The following is a 22,072-nucleotide window of genomic DNA, read 5'->3' on the forward strand; positions in this document are numbered from 1 at the left end:
GGACCACAAAACCATTGGGAACTGACCACCTGAAAATCAGCGAATATTTGCGTTGCCCCCTTCCCTGCTGAAATCAGGTTCAAATCTCTCCCTTGAGTTTCTTGCTTACCACCTCCATTTTGGAGTTGACGCGGAGCTTGCGGTAGATGTTTTTGATGTGGTCGCGGACGGTTTCGATGCTGATGTCGAGCCGTTCGCCGATTTCCCGGTAGCTGAGGTTATCGACCAGGCCCTGGACGATGTCGAGTTGGCGGGTGGTGAGTTCATCGGCCGGGTCGACGCTTTTTTTGCGTTGCTGGTTGTGGAAGGCAACGACCTGCCGGGCGATGCTGGGGCTCATGTAGGAGCCGCCGCGGTGGACGGTGTAGACGGCATCGCGGATGATGTTGGGGTTTATCCTTTTTTTGGAAATGTACCCTACGGCACCGGCCTGGAGGGCGCGGAAGATGTTATCGGAATCATCGGAATTGGTAAGCATGATGATGTCCAACTCCGGGAAGCGATCCAGCAGGCGGGGGATACCGACGATGCCATTCATGCCCGGCAGCATGATGTCGAGCAAGAGTGTGTTGAGGGGGTTACCGGCGGGGATGTTTTCCAGAAAGCGTTCGACGCTGGTGACGGCGAGTTCCACGCGGACGTCGCGCGAAGCTTCAAAACATTCTTCGATGCTGGCCAGCATGATGGGTTCGTCTTCGATAATACCGAGGTGGATCATGGTTGGGGGGGATTGAAATGGGGAGTTGCGGCCCAAGTGCAACGCTCGTTGGCGGGCGGGCGTTCAAACGGCTTAAAGATGGCCATTTTATTCCGGTAAGAGCGGCCGCTTTCTCTAGCTGGGGGAAACCTGCTCCGTATCCCTGCTTCCCCTTTCGGGGCTTCTGGCCTTGCCGGCAGCCCTGCGTCATTAGCCGCCCGCAACTCCTGCGGCAAAACCCTACCTTTACCCCCCAATCTATCGCCCAGCGCCATGTACATCATTACCGGAGCCGCCGGATTCATCGGCAGCGCCCTGACCGCCCACCTCAACGAAAACGGGATAGAAGACCTGATTTTGGTGGACGACTTCTTACACTACCAGGATAAAACGCCAAATCTGGAGGGTAAAAAATTCCTCCGCAAGGTGGAGCGCGACGCCCTGTTTGCGGTGTGGGACGCGGAGCAGTGGCCTCTGCGCGGCGTTTTCCACCTGGGCGCCCGGACGGATACGGCGCTGGAGGACACGGCCATTTTTGACCGCCTGAACCGCAGCTATTCTAAGGAAGTGTGGGAGCGTTGCACCCGCTTCGGCATTCCACTGGTGTACGCCAGCAGCGGCGCCACCTACGGCCTGGGCGAACTGGGCTACGCAGACCGCCACGACATCGTCTCCCAACTTACGCCGCTGAACGAATACGGCCGCAGCAAAAACGATTTCGACGCCTGGGCGCTGGCCCAAACAAGTGCCCCACCCCACTGGTACGGGCTTAAGTTTTTCAACGTTTACGGCCCCAACGAGTACCACAAAGGCCGCATGGCCAGCGTCATCTGGCACACCTTCCGGCAGGTGAAAGCCAGCGGAAAAATGCAGTTGTTCCGCAGCCATCACCCCGGGATTGCCGACGGGCACCAAAGCCGCGACTTCATCTACGTCAAAGACCTCTGCCGCGTCAACCACTGGCTGCTAACGCAACTGCCCGAACCCAGCGGGCTGTACAATTTGGGCACGGGGCAGGCCCGGACTTTCCTCGATCTGGCCACGGCTACTTTCGCCGCGATGGGCCACACGCCCGCCATCAGTTTCATCGATACGCCGGCCGATATCCGCGATAAATACCAGTACTTTACGGAGGCCGACATGGGAAAACTTCGCCGCGCGGGCTATACCGCCCCCTTTGCCAGTCTTGAAGAAGGGGTCGGGGAATACGTGCGGGAATACCTTTTACCGGGGAATTACTGGTAAGCCTTCAGTATAACTGGGCGCAGTCGCAGGTGCATGCTCCCGGATATGAAGCAAGGGAAGTACCCCACCGAAGGTAGACACCTGGCACGGAGAGCCACCGCCGGGAGGCCTTGCTTTTTCGGCCCCGGCGAGGTAGCTTTGGTAGACTTTTAAACCGCCCGGCATGGGCAAATACCCAGCTTCAAACAGTCATGAAATTCTACACCCGCCTTCCGGAAAGCCTGCAACCCTTTTACCGGAAAGAACTGGAACAGTACCGCACGGCCTACGGGCAGGGGAGCTTACAAGTAGCCTGGAAGCACCTGGAAAGGGCCCACATCCTCGGCCAACGGTATCCCTTCGCGCATACTTTCGTCCATTGGAAAATGCTGCAATTCGGGTTCGGGATAAAAAGCGGGAAAGAGATTTTGGGGCAAATCCCCCGCTTGCTTTTCGGGGGCGTTAAATCTTTCGTGGGCACAGTGCCGATTGGTAATCCTGGAGGAGCGAACGTTCCCCCGCTTCAGCCCTTTCCCATTGAAAAAGAATTGCAGGATATTTTTGCCCAAGCGGGGGTTGGATTAGGAGCCTAGTGGTCGTTGGTGCTTACTTAATGAGCCTTTGCGTCGGCCCCACCGGAGGGTACGGGGTCTCGGCCGCACGCCTTTGCCCCGGCCTCCGTACCTTTGGCGAGAAGCAGGCCGCCCCGCTAACGAGCGCATTTGGGTTGCCCGCCTCACCGACTCCCAAATTCCTCAATCACGGCGTAACATGGCGACACAGCGTACCCTCACCCTCGGCGAATTTCTTATCGGCCGGCCCGGCGACTTCGAATACGAAAATGCGGAACTCGGCCGCCTGCTCAACGCCATCCGCCTGGCCGGCAAGGTAGTGGGGCACGAAATCAACCGGGCCGGGCTGGTAGACATCACCGGCACCATGGGCACGACCAACGTGCAGGGCGAGGAACAAAAGAAGCTTGACGTCTTTGCCAACGAGGCCTTCATCAATACCCTGACCAACCGCGACATCGTCTGCGGCATCGTCTCCGAAGAAAACGATGCCCCCATTCACATCAGTGGGGCTGACAACCGCAACCGCAACAAGTACGTGGTGGTGATGGATCCTTTGGACGGCAGTTCCAATATCGACGTCAACATCACCGTCGGCACCATTTTCGGGATCTACCACCGGGTTTCGCCCATCGGTACGCCCGTTACGCTGGAGGATTTTCTCCAACCCGGCAATATGCAGGTAGCGGCGGGCTACATCGCCTACGGTACGTCTACCATCATGGTCTACACCACGGGCAACGGCGTCAATGGCTTCACGCTCAACCCTGCCATCGGCACCTACTACCTCTCCCACCCCAACATTCAAGTGCCGGAGACGGGCCGCATCTACAGCGTGAATGAGGGCGGCTACGTGCACTTCCCCGAGGGCGTCAAGCGCTACATTAAATACTGCCAGGCCGAGGAAGGGGACCGCCCCTACACCAGCCGCTACGTAGGCAGCATGGTGGCTGATATCCACCGGACCTTATTGCAGGGCGGCATCTACATGTACCCCAAAAGCTCCGGACGGGAGGCGGGCAAGCTTCGCCTGCTCTACGAAAGCAACCCCGTGGCCTTTCTACTGGAACAAGCCGGTGGACGCGCGACGGATGGCTTCCAGCGCATTCTGGACCTCAAGCCCACCGAAATTCACCAACGGACGCCTTTCTTCGGGGGCAGCGTTGAGATGGTGAAAAAGGCAGAGGCTTTCCTGGCGACCGAAGGATAGATTTAGCCGCCCCACCGGCCCGGCAGCACCCATAAAAAAAAACGCCGCCCCACCGTAGCAGAGCGGCTGAGAAAACCACTTAGAGAAAAAATATTTTTGCGTGACAGCAACTGGCCGTGCCAGCGACCACGCTTGGGGCTATGGGTTGTTCCGGGGATTGATCAGAGATGGGTGGCAGGAAAGAGCAGGGAGATTGCCGTTGCCTCAGAGCCGTTCCAGTCCGAATTTCTCAACGATGTCCATCACCTTACCGGCCAGCTGCTTATCGCTGCTGTAGTTGGTTTTGGCCAGGGCGGCGATCCACTGTTGGTAGTTGACGGATTCGTGGGCCAGCTGGGGATAGTGCTTGCGGATCAAGTCGCTGTGGGCCCGCCAGTTCATCCAGGCATTGTCGTAGTAGGTGTCGTCTCCAGCCAGGGCAAAGTGGTTGTTGCTGCGCTTGGCCTGGGGACTCTGTCCGGCGTCGCTGAAGAGGATGGCCAGGGCCATGCTCGCGGGGGCAGGAATGCTGTACTTCTCCTCTTCGCCCTTGGCAACTTTCTCAAAGCGGCCAATGTACTGCCGCACCGCCTGGGGATCAAGTGCTTCCACACTCCAGGAAGGCTGCACCGGGTGCGCACCGGCCTCGGCCAGTGGTAAAAGACTCATGGTATGCGCAGTTGATTTAGTGGCCGCCGCGCCATCGCCCCTGACCGCCATGTGCCGGCCCTGCGAGGTACCCATTGCCAGTCCTTCGCGGCCCACGCTGACGGTAAAGTCCACCTGCCGCTGGGTAAAGATGAACAAGGCCAAAGCCATCAACCCCAAGCGGAACCAGCTGAAGCGAAAACGCCCCAGCCAGGCCGGGGGAATGTATTCGGTACGGCCGGCCCGATGGCGCAGGGAAGTGAAGAGTTGCCCGATCCGGATTCTGGCACGCCGCCAGAGAAGCGACCAATCGATGGTAAGTACCCGGTCATTGCCGCGCCGGGCGGCGGGTTTGGATTTTGTGGAGGACATAGACGTAACTTTTGCAACCAGCTGCCAGCAACGGCAGATGAAACAAAAGTAGGCATCTTTAAAATTAAAAACAAGTTTTTGTTTTATTTTTTTCTTCAAACATTTCTCGCCACGAGTCCTCGTGTAGGCCGGTGTCGTGCCGGTAAAACGGTATCCCGCACCAGCGACGGCATTGAGCCCCCCCCAACCGTAGCGAAGGTTAAGGAAGTCCACAAAAGACAATGGCCCCCGAACCACTACGGGTCCGGAGGCCATTGTCTAATTTGGTTCAGCGCAAATTGCGGGCTAGAGGTTATTGGGAACCAGCACCTCGCTTACCACGTGGATTACGCCGTTGGTGGCTTGGACGTCGGTCAGGACGATGTCGATCTGGTTGCCGGAAGCGTCCGTAATCTGGGGTGGGCTGATGGAGTTTACCTGGAAGGTGGTACCAGCGTTAGCAGTGGTGACCGGACCAACCGCCAGCGTAGATGAACGGACATTGGCACCGGAAACTACGTGGTAGAGCAAAACCTTAGACAGCTGTTCCGTCGTAAGTCCGTCAACGGTGCTTTGAATGGCCGTAAACGCGCTGTTCAGCGGGGCGAAGACGGTGAAGGGGCCATCCCCTTGCAGCACTGAGACCAGCCCGCCATCGGCCGCACCCAGCGCGCCGACCAGGCTGGTGAAGTTGCTGTTGGCCTGGGCGTGGCCTACAATATCCAGCGGCGTCAGCACCGTGTTGACCACGTGAATGACACCGTTGTTGGCGACAATGTTGGCCTGGGTAACGTTGCTGTTGCCATTGACTGTAACGTTGTTGCCCGTGCGCTCTACCAGCACGGAGAGCTGGGCGTTGCCCGGGCCCGTGGTGGCCGCCGTGGTGGCGTAGGTTTGTCCCTCCGCCAGGTCGGTGGACTGCAGCGCGGCACCACCGATGACGTGGTAAAGGAGCACTTCGCGCAGGTCAGCCTGGGAAATCGTGCTCAGGTTGATGCCCGCAGCGGTGAAGGCCGCGTTGGTGGGGGCAAAAACGGTGAAGGGACCAGTACCCGCCAGGGTAGCGTCCAGATCGGCCAGTTCGAGGGCTTCCAGCAGGATGGAGAACTGGGCGTCCCCGGCAACTATCTGGGCAATGGTTTGCTCGGTCGTGGGGATGACGTTGTCGTCGTCGTCGTCACAGGCGGAAATGCCCAAAAAGGTGATGCAGACGAAGAGATAAAAGAATGGTTTTCGGAACATAATGAATGGTTTTAGTTGGTGAAGACTTCCGCCCTAACTCAAGTCCGTACCACTAGGTTGAACCCAAAAGCCTGCTAGGTCCGCAGCCTTGCCTACGACCGTTAAATGACCAAATCCTTACGTTTTATTTGCAACAAAGGGGCGCTCGAGCGGGGCTTTTAGCGGACAGTACCCGCACAAATCGACCAGCGCAGCAGAGACGTCCCCGTTGCGACAGAGCAAATATTCGTTGAAAAAAATTGGCCAAAACCATTCTGCGGCAGAGGGCCGCTGCCACTGAACCCGACGGAGCGTCTTGCTGAAAGTACTCCAAAAGCCAGGTCAATAGTGATTCTCAGTTTAGTCTTTAATCCCTCTCCCTCGGTCCCTCTCCAAGGGAGAGGGATGACCTTTCGAGTTAAGAGCGTGTCAAAATTTTTACTTCCTGATAACCAAGCAGTTTGCTACGCAGTACTTCGTGCTATGAACCTGGCGTCACAAAAAATGGCTTACGTAGTCCACTATGCGCGCAATTTTTTGTCTAGCCAGAACCATAAGTCATTGATTATCAGTTCTTAAAAATTTTAGACACGCTCTAAATTTCGGTAAAAAGCAAAATTTTATTTTGCCAGGTTAGCTTCCGGAGCCAGGAGAGGAGGGTTTCCCCTTGGTTATAGCAAGGTGATACCCTCGAAATGACTAAACGGGGTGCACGAACTACTGCAACGCAAATCGCTCCAGTTCAGTAATAATTCCCTGTTCGCCCCCCCCGCCCGAGGCAGCCTGGTCGGGGATTATTCCTTGGCGGGATCCCAGATCCCTTCCTTAGGCAGTTGGGTTACTTCGGCCAGAAAACTGGCCAATGCTTCGGGGGCGTCGACGTAGACTTTGATTTTTTGCTCCTTGCCTTTGGCGTCGGTGTAGCGCAGTACGGTGGCGGGGATATCGGTCGGGATTTCCGTGGTGGGATAAACCGGAGCCAGATCTGCGGCTGCCAGGCGGTTGAATTGCTCTACCAGGTCGCTGTACTGAAAAAACTGCAATTGCTGGGTATGCAAGCCTTGTTGGCGCAGGCCCTTTTTGGCGTCGAGCACCAGCAGGCCTCCTTCAAACAGGCGAAGGGTATACTCGGGGCAGTTGCCGTAGCAGGGGGTGGTGTACACTTCGAAGACCTGGGGGGCCTGGATTTTGCTGACGACAACGGCTCCACCGCCGACCGGAGCGGTTCCGGTGTTGCTTTTCTGCCCTGCCTGGGGAGCAGTGGTGGCACTGCGGTCACGGACAACGGGGGTGGTGCGGCCGGGGCCCATGCGTTTGGCTTCGGCGGGGTCGGGCAGTTCTTCGGGGGAGGCGGCGGCGGGTGTTTCGGTCATTTCCCGTTCGGGGCTCCCGGCCAATGCCTCGGGCGTCTTTTGCCCGGCGCGCAGGCCCGCCGTGGTATTGGGCGTCGGCTGGGCAAAAGCCGGTCCGGCGGTCCCGCTACCGTCGGTCAGATCGCGGTTGCAGGAGAAGCAAAGAAATACAAGGAGAAGCAACACAAAGAAGTAACGCATCGGATAGGGGTATTTTGAGACTTGTCGCCGCAGAAACAAGTCACGGAGAGGCAAAATTACGCATTTGACGCTGTTTGCGTCGGGAAGTAACGCCCACTCTTCGGTCGAGGGGCAGACAAGGCCGGTAGTTTTTCCGACGGAAGCGGGTTAAACCAGCGCTGGCATGGTCCTTCCCATTGCTCAATGTCCCAACTCCCCCCTTCGGGGGGTCGGGGGGGAGCACCTGCGGCCGCGCCCCTTATTTCTGTCCCTTCTTAGCCTGCTGCCGCTGCTGTTCGGCCAAAGCCTCCTGGAAGCGGGCGGTGAAGCCACTTTTTTTCTTGGGTTTCTTCTTGTTTTCCTGGAGTTTGGCCAGCAGCTTGTCTTCGTCGATCAGGAAGTTCTTGGTCACGATCGTCTGCAGGATATTGAGCGTGTTGGAGAAGAACAGGTAGGCCGTAAGGCCGGAGGCGAAGCTGTTGAAAAAGCCGAGGAAGAGGATGGGCATCACGTACTGGAAGTACTTCATCATGGGCTGGGCGCTGTAGTCCATGTGCCGGCTGTTGTAGTAGGCGTAGATGACGGTGGTGATGGCCCAGAGCACGGCGAAGAGGCTGATGTGGCCCTGCATGAAGGGAATCCATTCGGGGATTTTTGTCAGCACGTCGTAGGTACTCAGGTCGTTGGCCCAGAGGAAGTTTTCCTGCCGGAACTCGATCGAGGCCGGGAAGAAACGGTAGAGGGCAAACCAGATTGGCATCTGCAAAAGCATCGGCAGACAGCCGCCCAGCGGACTGGCCCCGTACTCCTGGTACATTTTCATCTGCTCCATTTGCTGGGCCTGGGGATCGTCTTTGAACCTGGCCTTCATCTTTTCCAATTCGGGCTTCAGGACCTGCATTTTCATGTTGCTCACCAGCATTTTGTAGGTCAGGGGATACAGGAGCAACTTAACGATGAGGGTAAGGACCAGAATGGCAATACCCATGTTGCTGATGAAGCCGGAGAGGAATTTGAACATCGGGCGGATCACCCAGCGGTTGATGGCCCCGAAGATGGAGTTGCCGAAGGAAATGACGTCGCTCAGCTCGTGCCCCACGGCCCGGAGGCGGTCAAAATCATTGGGACCGACGTAAAACTGCATTCCTACCGTTTCGGAGCTGGAGCCGCCGAGGGGGATGTTCAGGGTTGCCGATACTTTCTTGAGGTCTTCGGCGGCGTCAACGTCGCCGAAGGTCTCGGTGGCCAGGACGCTGCCGGGGGCGAAGCTTTCGTCAGCAATGAGCGCAGCCGTAAAGAACTGCTGCGAGCCGGCCACCCACTTCAGCCGCTCTTCGCCCAGGGTTTCCGTATCGGAGCTGGTGCAGGAGCAGTAATCGGTGCTTTCATCGACGGGTTTGAAGTAGAGGGTCGAGTAATTCGCCTCGTACTGGCTGTTCTTCTCGATCTTATCCATGTAGTTGTCCCACACCAGTTTCACGCCGGCGCCCTGGTTGGTCAGCACCTGGTTGAGGCCCTCGAAGCGGATGTCGTAGTCGAGCAGGTAATTGTCTTCGCTCAGGGTGTAGCGTTGCTCGAAGTAGCCGCCGCCGCTGGTGGGGGCCCGCAGCACGAGGGTATTGCCCTGCACCTGGGGGGTGAAGTAGAGGTCGCCCGTCCGGATGCCCTCCCCGCTGACGCCATTGACGGGCAGGATGTACTCAAAGCGGTTTTTGGCGTCTTCCAGGAGGTAGAGGGGCAGGTGGATTTCGTTGCCCTTGGGGTCTTCCACTACTTTAGCGTAGTTGGAAAGTTCCACGCGTTTGATGGTGCCGCCTTTGGTGTTGAAGGTGACCGTCATCAGGTCATTGGCCAGAGTGACCTCTTCGGCCGTTCCGGCGGCGGCGGTAGCGAAACCACCGAAGGCGGTGGCGAAGCGCGCCAGCCGGGCGGAATCCGTCATGCCCTCCACTTCACCGGGAGTGAAGGGGTCTTCCACGATGGAAGCCTCCGTCATTTCCACCTGGTTGGCGGCGCGGATGGAATCCTGGTAATGCTGCTGGGCAGCAAGCTCTTCGGGGCTCGGGGCAATCACCACCTGCCAGACGGCAAAAATGATGAGAATCAGCACCAAACCGACGATGCTCTTTCTGTCCATTTCCATAACTATCTCACTTTATCTATTTGTTCGGTACCACACCGGCACCACTGGTACACCGCGCAGGGCAGCGCTCCGCGCCGCAAAGGTACGCAAGCCCCGGAGATGTTAATTCATCTGTCTCGACTGGCAAACGTTTTCCTTCGACCAATCTAAAGGACTTTCCAGGGCCAGCGGAGTCACTACGATCTATTGGGCGGGAAAGTATCCTCATTCGCGCCCGATCATTTCCCGCACGGCGGCCCCGAAGCGCTCGTCGAGGATGGCCCGCCGGTGCCCCACGCCGGGCAGTTCCACGAGGCGGATTCTGGCGGGGTCAATGGCCGCGAGTTGCTGGCCCATGGCCAGGGGAATGAGTTCGTCTTCTCCACCGTGCAGGATCGTCACCGGCGCGCGGGATGCGGCCAGGTGGCGGGCATTGTCGAGGTCGTATTTCATCAGGAAGTCCGGAAAAAAGGGAAAAAATTCGTTTTTCATGGCCCGCAGGCTGGTGTAGGGCGCTACCAGCACCACGCCGCCGGGCGCGTTATTGGCCGCCAAATAGCTGGCCGGCCCCGTGCCCAGGGAATAGCCGAGGAGGAAGATCCGGTCTTCGGCGTACTGGCTTTTCAGGTGGTCGTAGACGGCTTGCAGATCTTCCGTCAGGTGCCGCTCCTCCGCGATTTGGCCGCTGCTTTTGCCAAAGCCCCGGTAATCCACGAGGAACAGGTCATAGCCCAGTTGCTGGATGCTGCGCGTCTGGTGCAGGCTGCGGCCGTTGTTGCCTACGTTGCCGTGCAGGTAGAGGAAGACGCCTTTGGAGGGCGCGGAACGCAGGTGCAGGGCGTGGATGCGCTGGCCGTCGGGGAGCTCCACCCAGGTTTCAGGGTGCTCCCCGTAGGTAGCGTCCGCTGCCAGTACCCGGGGATGAAAGAGCAAGGATTCCTGCCAGAAATACAGGCCCACCCCCACGAGAAGGTACAGCCCCAGGCCAACAATCAATAACCGACGGATCCATTTCATAAGCATTGCGCGCTTTCCTTCCCTGAGGGCAGGCCCATAGTAACGCGCTGGAGACCAGGCGGTTTGCGGGAAGCAACGTTAAGAAAAAGGAAAGCAGGGCCGTGCGTACCCCAAGCATGGAAGCCCAAAAAAATCAGCCCCACCTCCCAGGAGGGAAGCGGGGCCGGAAAACCTTGAGGTCAATCAGGTCAACCTCAGCAATCTATCTTCCGCCGTCCAGGCTATCCTGGAGGGCTTTGAGCGCGGCCCATTCGCCGGAGGCGGCCAGCGCGGCCTGCTGGGGCCAGGTGCTGGGGTCGGCGAGCTTGAAGTGGGGGCCGGCACCGTCCAGGATCGCCTGGATGCGGGCTACGTCGGCCACGGCCAGCTCCGACCAGGTGTTGATGCCATCGGCTTTGAGCAGTCCTTCGATCTTGGGCCCGATGCCTTCGATCACCTTCAGGTCGTTGGGGTTAGAGCTGCCGAAGCCCAGCTTGCGGGCGGCCAGCTTTTCGAACTTGGAGTCGGTCTCAAAGTCGCCCACCGTCTCCCGACCCGCGTCGGTAAATTTCTGGTAGCGGATGAGTTCCTCCCACTCGCCGGCGGCGGCGAGGCTGGCCTGGTGGGGCCAGCTGGTGGGGTCGCAGATGGCGAAGTTCTTGCCCGCCGCGTCAAGGTGGGCCCGCAGGTCGTTGGGGTCGGCGACGGCCAGTTCAGACCAGTTGCGGTAACCCGCCGCGAGGAGAACGTCGTTAACCTTCGGGCCAACGCCTTCGATGATCTGGAAGTTATCGGGCTCGAACAAGCCAGCGTAGAGGGAGCCGGTGGCGCTGCCATCCCCGCCTGCGCCCATCGCGGCAATGCCCAGGGCCGTTGCTTCGGCGGCCTGCTCGGCGGCAAATTTGAGGGTTTGCTTATCGGCTTCGCAGCGTTGCAGGGAGGTCCGCAGGTCGGCTTCCAGCTTGTGGCTTTCGTCGAGTTGGTACTTCAGGCTCTGGTAGTCGGTTTCCCACTTGGTGGCCGCCGCGTGGTAGCGGTCGCGGTCGCGTTCAATGGCTTCAACGTCCACTTTGGTGTCTCCGCCGCGGGTCAGCAGCCAGGTCAAAAGGGAGCCCAGCAGGAAGGCGCCCAGGGTCCAGAGCCAGTACCAGGGGCAATGGGCCCAGAAAAAGTGGTCGCCGGCGTCGAGAAGGATATAAGTCATGATAATGGAATGTTACGTTAGATGGATGTGGTTACTGGGCACTGAGCTTGACGTTGGTGCGGCGGTTTTGTCGGCGACCATCGGGCGTGGCGTTGCTGGCGCGGGGGTTGGATTCCCCTTCGGAGCGGGTCGTAATGCGATCGGCCGGAGCCCCGTTGCGCACCAGAATGTCCTTGACGAAGTCGGCCCGGCGCTGCCCGAGTTTGAGGTTAAACTCGTCGGTGTCCACGTTGTCGGTATGGCCCGTTAACACCACCCTTTCGTTGGTCTGCTTCAGGCGCTCGGCGAGTTTCTCCAGATAGGCATCGATGGCGGGGTCAATGTCTTTCTGGGCACTGTTGAAGGGGAAAAGGACGTCGATCTCATCCTTGTCGAGCTGGACAATCTCGGGGGCATCTTCCGTTTTGGGGGCGGCCCGGAGTCCAAACTGGCCGGCAATCCAGGGCGAAGCCGCCGGTTCTCCGTCGAGGCGCTCAGCCAGGGTGAGGATGCGGTCGGCCGGAATATCCGTTTCGCGCACCACCAGGTCTTTGATCGCCTGGGCCCGCATCAGGCCCATGTTTTCAAAACCAGGGGGTGCCGGTTCGCTGCCGTAGTAGTAGCCGTAGACGTTGAGGAGCTGGTCAGGACTGGCCCCGTAGGCCCGCACCAGCGAATCCCGCAGGGCTGGCCACAGGTCCCCGGTCAGCACCGTAGCATCCCCGAGCGTGGAGGCAATGGCGTAATCATTGGTGACGGCGGGTGTCGCAGGTTGCTCCGTCGGTGCCACGGCACCATCCCCACCACCTTCCGGACAACACGTGGGTTTCACGCACGTATAGAAGGTGATCAGGAAAAAGAGCAACCACGCCAACGCCATCACGAAAAATTTCATGATATTGGACATACAGTATAGTGTGGTTGTTAAATGACTCGATGGGTGTACCAACCTACCGCGTTCGGTGGATGACGCTGAGGACCGGCCAGTCCGGCATGAACGCCCGCAGGTGGCAGCGGGCGAAAAGAGCGGCCATTGTCCCCGCCAATTTAGTCATATGGCGGGAATTTGCAAGCGTAAGCGCCCTTTTTTTAGGGTGTTGGGTGGGTTTTCGTTCACTTTCCGCTTCCGGTCCCCGCCACCCGAACTTCTCCGGTGCCACCGCCCCCGTCCCGCTTCCGCCTTATCTTCGCCGCCGGTCCCGCATCCCGTAATTTGATTTACCATGAAACTCTCCGGCTTTCGTCTTCCGTTGCTGCTTTTTTTTGTCTGGGCGCTGGCGCAGGTGCCGGGGTTTGGACAAGGAGCCACGCTGGTCATTCCCTCCGGCCACGGCCTACCCGTCCGGGAGGTGCTGCTCTCGCCGGCCGGCAAAATCGTCGCTACCGCCGGCAATGATTACCTGCTCAAACTCCGCACCTACCCCGCTGGTAAGGAACTGCTCAACCTTCCCGTCCAGCGACAATTCAAGGACATCGATTTTGCCCGCAACGACCGCTTTCTGGCCTACCTCACCCACCAGCAATTCGGCCTCATCAACGCCGAAAAAGGCACCGTGGCCTGGGCCATCGACTACACCAAGGCCGAGCGCCTGGCCTTCAGCCCCACCGAAGACCGCCTCTACCTTGCGCAAATGGCCACCTGCCAAACCGGAGCGCCCCGGGGCAACGACACCATCCGCCTGCGCTACCTCGACTACCTGATGCCCTCGCCCAAAATTCTGGTCCACCGCAATATTCTGGTTGACGTAGGCAACTTCGGCTCGGTTGATCTGATGAGCCTTTCCCCGGACGGCAAGTACCTGCTCGTGGCCGGCACCCAAAAGCAAGCCCTGTTGTTTGACCTCAGCAGCACCGCCCCGGCCCAGCTGCTCACGGGTGCCCGAAAGTTCCTCCCCAACGGCAACATCCTCTACTGCCAGGCCAGTTCGGCCACCGCCCTGCACTTCGCCGCCAAAACCCCGCAGGGCAGCCTCGTCTGGGAACGGACGGCCGACTACGGCGAAACGATCTTTCTGACCGGTTACCAGGGCATGATCAGCGCGGATGCCACCTCGGTTTTCATCAGCGTTGGCAGCAAATTCCTGACGGAGCTCCAAACCGCCACCGGCATACTGTTGCGCAGCGGCCGGGTGGAAAGCATCGAAAAGCCCTTTGCCGTGGCGGTGGCCGACGGCGAGACGCTGCTGCTGGGCGGACTGGACGAAGACACGGGCATTTCGCGCCTCAGTCGCCGCGACCACCGCGTGGTGGGCCAGCTCGGTCCCCGCCTCGTTGCCGAGCGCTTCGTCGATGCGGTAGGTAAGCAGCGGGGCTTGGTCCTGGCCGGGGCGCAGGGCCTCAATTACTGGACGAGCCTTTACGATCGCTCGGTCATCAACCTGCCGCTGTTGCCCCAGGGCCGGCGGCTCCAGGCGGCGGGAAGCCCCGACGGCAACTACCTGGTTACGTACGGCCCCGACCAAAGTAGCCTGCTGGCCAGCGGCGGCATCCTTTACCTGCGCAGCGCCAGCATCCTCGGCCAAACCCGTACACTGAAAACGCAGATCGAGCAACCCCACCAGCTGGAATTCAGCCCCGATAGCCGCCACCTGCTGGTGGGCGGAGTGGGGGGCCTCGACGTCTTTGCCGTAGCCGACGGACGCCTGGTCTTTTCTCAGAAATTCAGCAGCGCGCGCTTCAATGCCTTGAATGCTTTTTTCACCGTCAGTTACACGGCCGGACCGTCGGCGGCGTTCAGTCCGGATGGTAAGGAACTGGTTTACCTCCTGCCCAGGGCCTCGGGCAACAGCCTGCCCGAACGGACGCTGACGCGGGCGACCCTGGACGGAGGGGCGGTGAAGTGGCAACGGCAGGTCAGGGGCGTGGCCGTTCGCTGGCCCACGGCGGCGACGGTGGTACTGACCGAAGACGCGCCTCTGGCCCACCAGCGCCTGAACGCCGCCGATGGTTCGCCCGCAGGAGCGGCGTTGCGGGTGGCGGGGGACATTCCCTCGGGGCGCATTTTCGAAACCTCGCCTAACGGCCGCTACCAGGCGGTACTGGCCAAAGACATTCCCCGGCTGGACCTGATCGACCTCAACAAGGGCCAGCTGCTGGCAACCCTCCGGGATTTCACCTACCGCGTTGACGACGTCAGTTTCTTTCACGACGATTTTCTGGTGACCACCGATATGGCGGGCAAAATGAAGCTTTGGGACGCGCGGTCGGGCAAACTGCTGGCCGACTTCCTCTTCTTCCAGGACGACAACGACTGGGCGGTGCTCAGCCCCGAAGGTTTCTTCGACGGCTCCGAGGGGGCACTGGCCAAGGCCTACTACCGCACCGGCAACACTTTTGCCCCGCTGGAGCAGTACTACGCCAACTTTTACGTCCCGGGCCTCCTCGGCTCCCTGCTTCAAAGGGCGCCCATTGCACCTGCGGCCGCGCCCATCAGCACCCTCAACCCACCGCCCAAAGTCACCTTCACCCTCGCCACCGATACGCGCAACCTCTACACGGAAGACGAGGCGAACGACGAAAAAATCCCCCGCTTCGAACTCTCCTCACCGGAGGTGCGCATCACCGTCAGGGCCGAAGCGCCGAACGACGTGGTAAAGGAAATCCGCCTGTTCCACAACGGCAAAATCCTGGGTGAAGGCAGCCGCAATCTGGTGGTGGAAGAAGACGTGCAGCAGGGCAACACGGCCGAGCGGACTTACCGTTTCCGGCTGCTGCCCGGCGAAAACCGCATCCGCGTACTAGCCCTGAACAGCCAGCTGACGGAGAGCAAGCCCAGCGAATTCATTGCCAACTACACGAGCGCGGTACCCGAAACGAACGATGGCCGGCCCGTGCTTTTCCTGCTCGTGGCCGGCATCAACAGCTACCGCAACAGCAACTACGACCTCAGCTACGCCCAGCCCGACGCCGAGGCTTTTCATACTGCCATCCGCGCCGGGGCCGCCGGCATCGTGGAACGCATCGAAGACTATTACCTCCTCAACCAGGACGCTACGCGGGAAAAACTGCTGGCGGCCTTTGCCGACATCCGCGCCAAGGCCCGGCCCCAGGACCTGCTGGTGTTTTACTACGCTGGCCACGGGGAGATGCCCTACGGGGCCGAGGGCGACTTTTACCTGGTCTTGCACGGCGTGACGAATATCTTCGCCGACGGCACGGGCAGCGCCCGGGCCCAGGGGCTTTCCGCCTCTGAGCTGCGCGAACTCAGCGGTGGCATCCTGGCCCAAAAACAGGTTTACCTCCTCGACGCGTGCAAAAGCGCCGGAGCGCTGCAGCAACTGACGCGGGGCGTGGCCGAGGAAAAAGCCATCGCCCAACTGGCCCGGGCCACGGGGACGCACTGGATCACTGCCGCCGGCTCCACCCAGGAGGCCCACGAGCTGGCCGAACTGGGCCACGGCCTGTTCACCTACGCCATGCTTGCGGCCCTGAACGGTGCCGCCGACGGCGTGAAAGACGGCCGCATCACCGTCAGCGAACTCAAAGCTTACCTGAGTGATCAGGTGCCGGAGCTGGCCCAGCGCTACCGGGGGGCGGCGCAGTATCCCAATACTTTTGGTAAGGGGCAGGATTTTCCGCTGGTGCTGGTAAGGAAACGGTAGGTGAATCGGGCGGCAAGATTGTTCTTTTCCTGCGGAGTTGTTTATCTTGTTGCCCTTAAAAACATCCCATGCTCAACCTCACTTACCCGTTAACAATCAAATTCAAGTTTGGCGTCATCAATCCCCAGTTTTCCGTCGTGGACGGCACCGGGCGGACGGTCGCCTTCGTCAAGCAAAAGGCTTTTAAGCTCCGGGAAGACATTAGCGTTTTCCAGGACGAGGCCATGACGCAGGTCCGTTACCGGATCAAAGCCGACCGTTGGCTGGACTACAACGCCAGCTACCAGTTTACCGATGGCGAGGGCCGCGATTTGGGTCGCCTGGTGCGCAAGGGGGCCCGCTCCTTCTGGAAAGCCGCCTACGAGCTCTACGACGAAGGGGGCAAGCAAGACCTGCTGATCCAGGAAGACAACGGGTGGGTGAAGGTAGCAGACTCCCTGTTCAGCGAGATTCCCTTCGTCGGGCTCCTCGCGGGTTATTTCTTCAACCCCAAGTACAACATCACCCGTCCGGACGGCACCAAGGTGGCGGTGTTCAGCAAAAAGCCCGACCTCATCAGCCGCGCTTTCGAAATGGAAAAGCTGGCGGGTTTTGAAGAAGGTGAGGAGGTGCGCATCATCCTGGGCACGATGATGATGGTGTTGTTGGAGCGGAACCGGGGGTGATTTTAGTCCCCACCCTCGGTCCCTCCCCGAAAGGGAGGGATGACCCTCTCTGATCATTTTTCTTGTTCGAGGGAAATATTTTCAGCACCCAAAGTGAAGGAGGAGGACACTATTTCTGTGGATAGAGGTTAGAGCACAGCTGATTGGCAATCAACACCTTAAATCATAAAAAACTATCCGTTCAAAAAGTGTTGGCCCCAACCTAGTTTTACCCCTCCCCGGCCCTCCCCACAGGGGAGGGTGACCCTCTCTGGTCTTTTTTCTTGTTCTAGGAAATATTTCCAGTAACCCAGGGCTAAGAGCGTGTCTAAATTTTTACTTCCTGATAACCAAGCAGTTTGCTACGCAGTACTTCGTGCTATGAACCTGGCGTCACAAAAAATGGCTTACGTAGTCCACTATGCGCACAATTTTTTGTCTAGCCAGAACCATAAGTCATTGATTACAGCCCACAAAATTTTAGACACGCTCTAAAGAGGAAAATATTCCTCCTGCGAACCGAGGGAAGAACACAGTGTGCTGGAAATCAAACCCTTAAGACAGTCTAACCATGGCTTCAGGGTCTCCCCTCTCCTATGGGGAGGGGTTGGGGGAGGGGTCTCACAACTAACTGATAATCAACCCCTACCGCACCAGCGAAAACTGCCCTTCGCGCACTTGCATCTCCTCTTCGCCGGGGTAACGGAAGGCCATGCGGTAGAGGTACACGTCGGAATTTTGCGGGGTACCGTCCTTTCGCCCGTCCCACCCCTCGGCGGGGTCGGTGCTGGAAAAGACGCGTCCGCCCCAGCGGTTGAAAATCTGGAGGGTGTACTGGTTTACCGGGCAATTGGTGAAGAGCCGGAAAAAGTCGTTGGTGCCATCGCCGTTGGGGGTGATGAGCTGGGGGATTTCGTCGCGGCAGTCGCAGAATTCCGCGATTTCTCCGTCGAAGACCACGCGTTCGGTGTCCCCGCAGGCGCTGGTGACGTCGGCGAAGTACTCCACCTCCAGCTCCGCGTCGTCCATAAACACGCTGTCGGTACTGCCGTCATTCCAGAGGATGCTGGCGAAGGGGATGGTCCCGTCGTTGACAACCGAGATGGTGAGCGTTGATCCCGCGCAAAAGTCGTTATCGGCCCCAACCAACAGGCGGGGGATGAAGCGTTCGGCCACCGCTACGCTGAGGCTTTCGCTGGTGACGGTGCCACAGGGTCCGAAGGCCGTGACCTGTAAAAGGTTGGTGGCTCCGGCCAGGGGAATGGCCACCTGCCCGGCGTTGACCGGGAAGGCGACGGTTTGCCCCGTCTCCGCGCTTGCCGTCAATAAAATGCTGTCTACCCGGCCTTGGGTACTGACGTTGACGAGGGCAAAAACCCCGTCACAGCCCCGGTCTTCCGTCCCGGCCAGCGTAGCCGTTATGGCCAAGGCATCGAGCGTCACTTCCTGGCAATCGACCGTCGGCTGGCAGCCGCCGGTGATGGTCACGCAGTAAGTCCCCGCCATCGTAACCATGAGCGTATCGGCGGTGCTGCCGTCGGACCAGAGGTACTCCAGCCCCGGCTCCCGGCCGCGCAGCGTCTGGCTGGTCCCCACGCACAGTTGCCAGGCGGCCGTATCCAGGCGCAGGGTGTCTTCCACCACCGGACGTTTGAAGATGGCATCGACGTACTGCGGCAGGCTCTGCGGCAAAAAGCCTTCGCCCCGGAAGTCCGCCAGGTCAATAATGCCCCGGTTGACGACGGGATCCAGGCTGGAGACGCAAGAGATTTCGCTGAGCACGTAGCCCGTTACGAGGGGCTGTACCCGCTGCTCCAAAAAGTAGATGTTGCCGTTGGGGCCCAGTTGAAAAGGGCTGGAGGCAATCACAATTTCGGAGTTGCTTCGCCGCAGGACTTCGAGGTCCTGGCGGGAAAAATCCCGCAGGTCGTAGCGGACGATGAGTTCGCCGAGCGGGGGGCGCGATTCGGTGTAGTACAGGTAGCGGCTATCGGGCGTAAAGCAGGCAACCGGGCTGGCGTTGGGGAAGGTGTTGCGGACCGCCCCTACCCTACCCGTTGTTGGGTCGAAATCCAGCAGTCGGCCGGATGTGTAGAGCAAGGTACCGTCGGGGGAAAACTCCAGTTTACCACGTACGGGAAAGGGCAAATTTTGTTCCACGGGCGTACCCACGCCTTCCGCCGTAACGGGGGTGACCACCAGTACGTTGCGGGCCTGGTTGTGGCAGATTACCCAGTAGCCGGGTGCATTGGCCATGGGCGTTGCGTCGAGGGCTTCGTAGGCGGGGGTGTAGACCCGCTGGTCGGCCAGGGCGACGCCGCCCAGCCCCCCGTTAAGGTTCATGTCGATCCGGAAATAAGACAGTCCCCGCCCTTCAGGTTGCCCGGGGATGCTGCCGCCGAGGTCAAACTCTTCCTCCTCCATCGTAAAGAGGTAGTAGCTGCCCGCCACGCCGCTGGGGTCGGGAAAGGCAATGGAACTCTGGCGGGCGCTGAAGCCGCCGCCCTCGGCTCCCCGCATGTCGTAGAGTACTTCGTTGTTGCGGTTCCAGATGATGCCGCTGCTTTGGTCGCTGCCGGGAGGGCGACCGCCGCCGTTGGTGTAAAACAGGAGTTGGCCCGTGGTATCGCTCAGGGAAACAATGCCCTCGTAAGCATCCATCGCCGAAGGGCCGGCCAGCTGCGGACTACCGTCAGCAAAAGACAACTGGACACCCTTGCCAAAATGCCAAATCTCCGCCTGCCGGGCCCGTTGCGCACCCAAGGTCAGGCTCCAGGTGAGCAGAAAAAAAAGAATACTTACGCGTGAGAGCATGTAAATGGGGATGAAAAGCAGCTATTTGCTGCGCTGTATTTCTCGCACTCAGTTTAGTCTTTAATCCCTCTCCCTCGGTCCCTCTCCACAGGAGAGGGATGACCTTTCGAGCAACATTTGACAAAGAGCCAAATTTTATTTCGGCAGGATTGCTTTTGCGATCAGTACGAGGAAAGTTTTTTCAGTGTTGCTGCCAGGCGGTACACTCAAGACGAATAAACTGAGCATGAATGGATAAAAAAAAAGAATCTGAACGCCACTATTTAGGTCGGAGAAGGAGTCAGCGGAGAGCTGCCTCCCCGTAAAAAAGCCAACACTACGCCAGCTTTTCAGCGGTGGCTTAGGCTTCTGCCTCCTGGGCCACCTGGGGTTTCTCCGGGTCTTTGCGGAACACGAAAGGCAACATCATGAACATTCCGGCCATGATCGCCATGTCCGCTACGTTGAAAATGCCCGTCTGGAGACTCCCCACCCGCAGGTGCAGCATATCCACCACGTGGCCGTAGAGCAGGCGGTCGATGATGTTGCTCAGCCCGCCGCCCACGATCAGGGACAGGGCAACGGTCTGCCAAAGGTTGAGGCTTTTCTCGCGGAAGATGTACACCAGCAGCGCAATCAGCAAAATGGCCGGAAAGGCATTCAGCAGCAAAGGGCGGAGCACGGGGCCCAGGTCGGAGCCCAGGGATAGGAAGGCCCCGGTATTGCGCACGAAGGTGAGGCGCAGGATTTCGTTGAGGTAGTACACATCAGGCTGGCCTTGCAGGTGGTTCAGGGCCAGTTGCTTGGTCCATTGGTCCAGGCCAACGGTCAGCCCGACGGCGGCGGTAAGGGCAATGATCCTCGATTTAAGCTGATTCATGGGAAGCTTGGTTGAGCTTTATTTACTTGCGCACCTTCGGGGCTGCGCAGCATTATTTGCCGGAAAATACTTCGGCCAGTTTTTCCTCCAGGGCAGGTCCGCGCAGGTTGCGGGCCAGGATGTTGCCGTCCTGGTCGAGCAAAACCGTCTGGGGGATGCTAGAAACGCCGTACTGCTGCGCAAAAGTACTGCGCCAGCCTTTGAGATCGGAGATGTGGAGCCAGGTCAGGCGATCATCGGCAATGGCCTTCAGCCAGCGGTCGCGGTCGTTGTCCAGGCTAACCCCCAAAATCTCGAAGCCCTGGTCTTTGAACTGCTCGTAGACTCTCACAACGTTGGGGTTTTCCTTGCGGCAGGGACCGCACCAGCTGGCCCAGAAGTCGATCAAAACGACCTTGCCCCGCAGGCTGCTGAGCGTGATGGAGCTGCCGTCGGGGCTCTCGCCGGTAAAGTCGGGAGCCGGCGCGCCAATGGCGAAGGTGCGTAGGCCCGCCGACTGCTGCGCGACCAAGGCAACCGCCTCAGGGAAAATGGTGCTGAAGCGGCTTTCGATCTGGTCGGCAATGGCCAGCGTTGCCGGGTGCTTGCGTTGGCTCAGGGCGGCAAATGCCCCGTTCAGGGCGTAGAACTGGGCCCGGCTGCCCTCCGGCCAACGGCTGTAGACTTGCAGGAGAATTTCCCCCAGGCGGTCACTCGGGATGGCCTGGGCCAGGGTCGTGGCAAAGTTGCGGCTGCCTTCGTAGGTCCAGGGCAATTCCCCGTAACCCGCATCGCTGAAGTCAACGAACTGGAAGTAGGTATTGACGAAGTAGTCGATCTCGTTGGTAAACCGCCCCTCGTTGTTGTTCAGGAAACTGAGGTAGGTGTTCATCGCCACCACCCGGCCCAGCACGGGATATTCCTTGGCCAGGGATGTGACCAGCGCCCGTTTCTTTTCATCTAGGGTAGCCAGGGCAGCCGCTTCTTGCTCCATGACGGCGGTGTTGGACTGCTGCTGGGCTTGCTGGTAGGCCCGCATGGCGGTGCTGAAGTCTGCGTTGTGCTTCTGGAAGGTAGCTTTCAGCTGCTGGTAACGGTCGTTGATGGGCGAACCGGCGACGGTGGCCTGCTGCATCTTACCACAGGCTCCTTTCACGGTCAGCGCCGCATCGGCCCCCACGACGAGTGGGAGGACGTCCCCCGGGCTGGAGCCCACGTACTGAAAGGTTGCCGTGCTGGCGGCGGAGGTGCCCACCCAGCGCCCTTGGGCATCGGCCTGGAAGGGCTTGACCAGGTCGAAGCCCGCGCCGTTGAAGGCGTAGAGGTTCATCGCCGGGCAGCCGGTGGCTTCTACGGTGATCGTCGTCTGCTGCGCGGCCACGGCCAGGGAGAAAAGTAAGAGGAGGAGAGTAGGTAGCTGCTTCATCGCGGGCAAAATTA

The 22,072-nt window shown here is 59.4% G+C and carries 16 protein-coding genes; 5 read left to right on the forward strand and 11 right to left on the reverse strand.

Annotated elements, in window-relative coordinates; genetic code table 11:
- Positions 1-79: 79 nt before the first annotated feature.
- On the reverse strand, positions 80-718 hold the full coding sequence (locus H9S92_RS02905; protein WP_187465222.1) for a response regulator transcription factor: 639 nt from the start codon (positions 716-718) through the stop codon (positions 80-82).
- Between the two features lie 252 nt (positions 719-970).
- On the opposite strand from H9S92_RS02905, the gene rfaD reads away from it, so the two are divergent.
- The 3 genes from rfaD to fbp all read left to right on the forward strand — a co-directional run bounded on the left by rfaD (position 971) and on the right by fbp (position 3,703).
- Complete coding sequence (rfaD, locus tag H9S92_RS02910) at positions 971-1,942, forward strand: ADP-glyceromanno-heptose 6-epimerase (protein ID WP_187465223.1); 972 nt, start codon at positions 971-973, stop codon at positions 1,940-1,942.
- A 191-nt stretch (positions 1,943-2,133) separates the two neighbouring features.
- The gene (locus tag H9S92_RS02915; protein WP_187465224.1) at positions 2,134-2,514 is read left to right on the forward strand and encodes a DUF3703 domain-containing protein; all 381 of its coding nucleotides are present in this window, start codon (positions 2,134-2,136) and stop codon (positions 2,512-2,514) included.
- A gap of 178 nt (positions 2,515-2,692) precedes the next feature.
- A complete protein-coding gene (gene fbp / locus H9S92_RS02920; RefSeq protein WP_187465225.1) occupies positions 2,693-3,703 on the forward strand; it encodes a class 1 fructose-bisphosphatase in 1,011 nt (336 codons plus the stop codon).
- Positions 3,704-3,907: 204 nt separating this feature from the next.
- On the opposite strand, the gene H9S92_RS02925 is transcribed toward fbp, so the two are convergent.
- The 7 genes from H9S92_RS02925 to H9S92_RS02955 form a co-directional block, all read right to left on the reverse strand.
- Positions 3,908-4,702 carry a glucosaminidase domain-containing protein gene (locus H9S92_RS02925; protein WP_187465226.1) on the reverse strand — a complete coding sequence of 265 codons (795 nt, stop codon included), beginning with the start codon at positions 4,700-4,702 and terminating at the stop codon, positions 3,908-3,910.
- 285 nt (positions 4,703-4,987) lie between these two features.
- On the reverse strand, positions 4,988-5,923 hold the full coding sequence (locus H9S92_RS02930; protein ID WP_187465227.1) for a fasciclin domain-containing protein: 936 nt from the start codon (positions 5,921-5,923) through the stop codon (positions 4,988-4,990).
- 773 nt (positions 5,924-6,696) lie between these two features.
- Positions 6,697-7,455, reverse strand: a complete 759-nt coding sequence (locus H9S92_RS02935) for a DUF6438 domain-containing protein (RefSeq protein WP_187465228.1) — start codon at positions 7,453-7,455, stop codon at positions 6,697-6,699.
- A 238-nt stretch (positions 7,456-7,693) separates the two neighbouring features.
- The gene (yidC, locus tag H9S92_RS02940; protein ID WP_187465229.1) at positions 7,694-9,577 is read right to left on the reverse strand and encodes a membrane protein insertase YidC; all 1,884 of its coding nucleotides are present in this window, start codon (positions 9,575-9,577) and stop codon (positions 7,694-7,696) included.
- 204 nt (positions 9,578-9,781) lie between these two features.
- Positions 9,782-10,573 carry an alpha/beta hydrolase gene (locus H9S92_RS02945; RefSeq protein ID WP_187465230.1) on the reverse strand — a complete coding sequence of 264 codons (792 nt, stop codon included), beginning with the start codon at positions 10,571-10,573 and terminating at the stop codon, positions 9,782-9,784.
- Between the two features lie 202 nt (positions 10,574-10,775).
- Entirely contained in the window at positions 10,776-11,756 is a 981-nt protein-coding gene (locus H9S92_RS02950) for a helix-hairpin-helix domain-containing protein (RefSeq protein ID WP_187465231.1), read from the reverse strand.
- Between the two features lie 31 nt (positions 11,757-11,787).
- Positions 11,788-12,642 (reverse strand): OmpA family protein, encoded by an 855-nt coding sequence (locus H9S92_RS02955; protein WP_187465232.1) that lies wholly within the window; start codon positions 12,640-12,642, stop codon positions 11,788-11,790.
- Positions 12,643-12,958: 316 nt separating this feature from the next.
- Here H9S92_RS02955 and H9S92_RS02960 point away from each other — a divergent pair, with 316 nt between their 5' ends.
- The gene (locus H9S92_RS02960; RefSeq protein ID WP_187465233.1) at positions 12,959-16,336 is read left to right on the forward strand and encodes a caspase family protein; all 3,378 of its coding nucleotides are present in this window, start codon (positions 12,959-12,961) and stop codon (positions 16,334-16,336) included.
- A gap of 68 nt (positions 16,337-16,404) precedes the next feature.
- Positions 16,405-17,001 carry a hypothetical protein gene (locus H9S92_RS02965; protein WP_187465234.1) on the forward strand — a complete coding sequence of 199 codons (597 nt, stop codon included), beginning with the start codon at positions 16,405-16,407 and terminating at the stop codon, positions 16,999-17,001.
- Positions 17,002-17,625: 624 nt separating this feature from the next.
- Here the strand turns inward: H9S92_RS02965 and H9S92_RS02970 are convergent.
- The 3 genes from H9S92_RS02970 to H9S92_RS02980 all read right to left on the reverse strand — a co-directional run bounded on the left by H9S92_RS02970 (position 17,626) and on the right by H9S92_RS02980 (position 22,058).
- Positions 17,626-19,794, reverse strand: a complete 2,169-nt coding sequence (locus H9S92_RS02970) for a gliding motility-associated C-terminal domain-containing protein (RefSeq protein ID WP_187465235.1) — start codon at positions 19,792-19,794, stop codon at positions 17,626-17,628.
- Positions 19,795-20,134: 340 nt separating this feature from the next.
- Complete coding sequence (gene lspA / locus H9S92_RS02975) at positions 20,135-20,653, reverse strand: signal peptidase II (RefSeq protein WP_187465236.1); 519 nt, start codon at positions 20,651-20,653, stop codon at positions 20,135-20,137.
- 52 nt (positions 20,654-20,705) lie between these two features.
- Positions 20,706-22,058, reverse strand: coding sequence for a TlpA family protein disulfide reductase (locus H9S92_RS02980; RefSeq protein ID WP_246463602.1), 1,353 nt, complete (start codon positions 22,056-22,058; stop codon positions 20,706-20,708).
- Positions 22,059-22,072 lie beyond the last annotated feature (14 nt).

It is taken from the genome of Neolewinella lacunae (assembly GCF_014349155.1).
In the GTDB taxonomy this organism is placed as follows: domain Bacteria; phylum Bacteroidota; class Bacteroidia; order Chitinophagales; family Saprospiraceae; genus Neolewinella; species Neolewinella lacunae.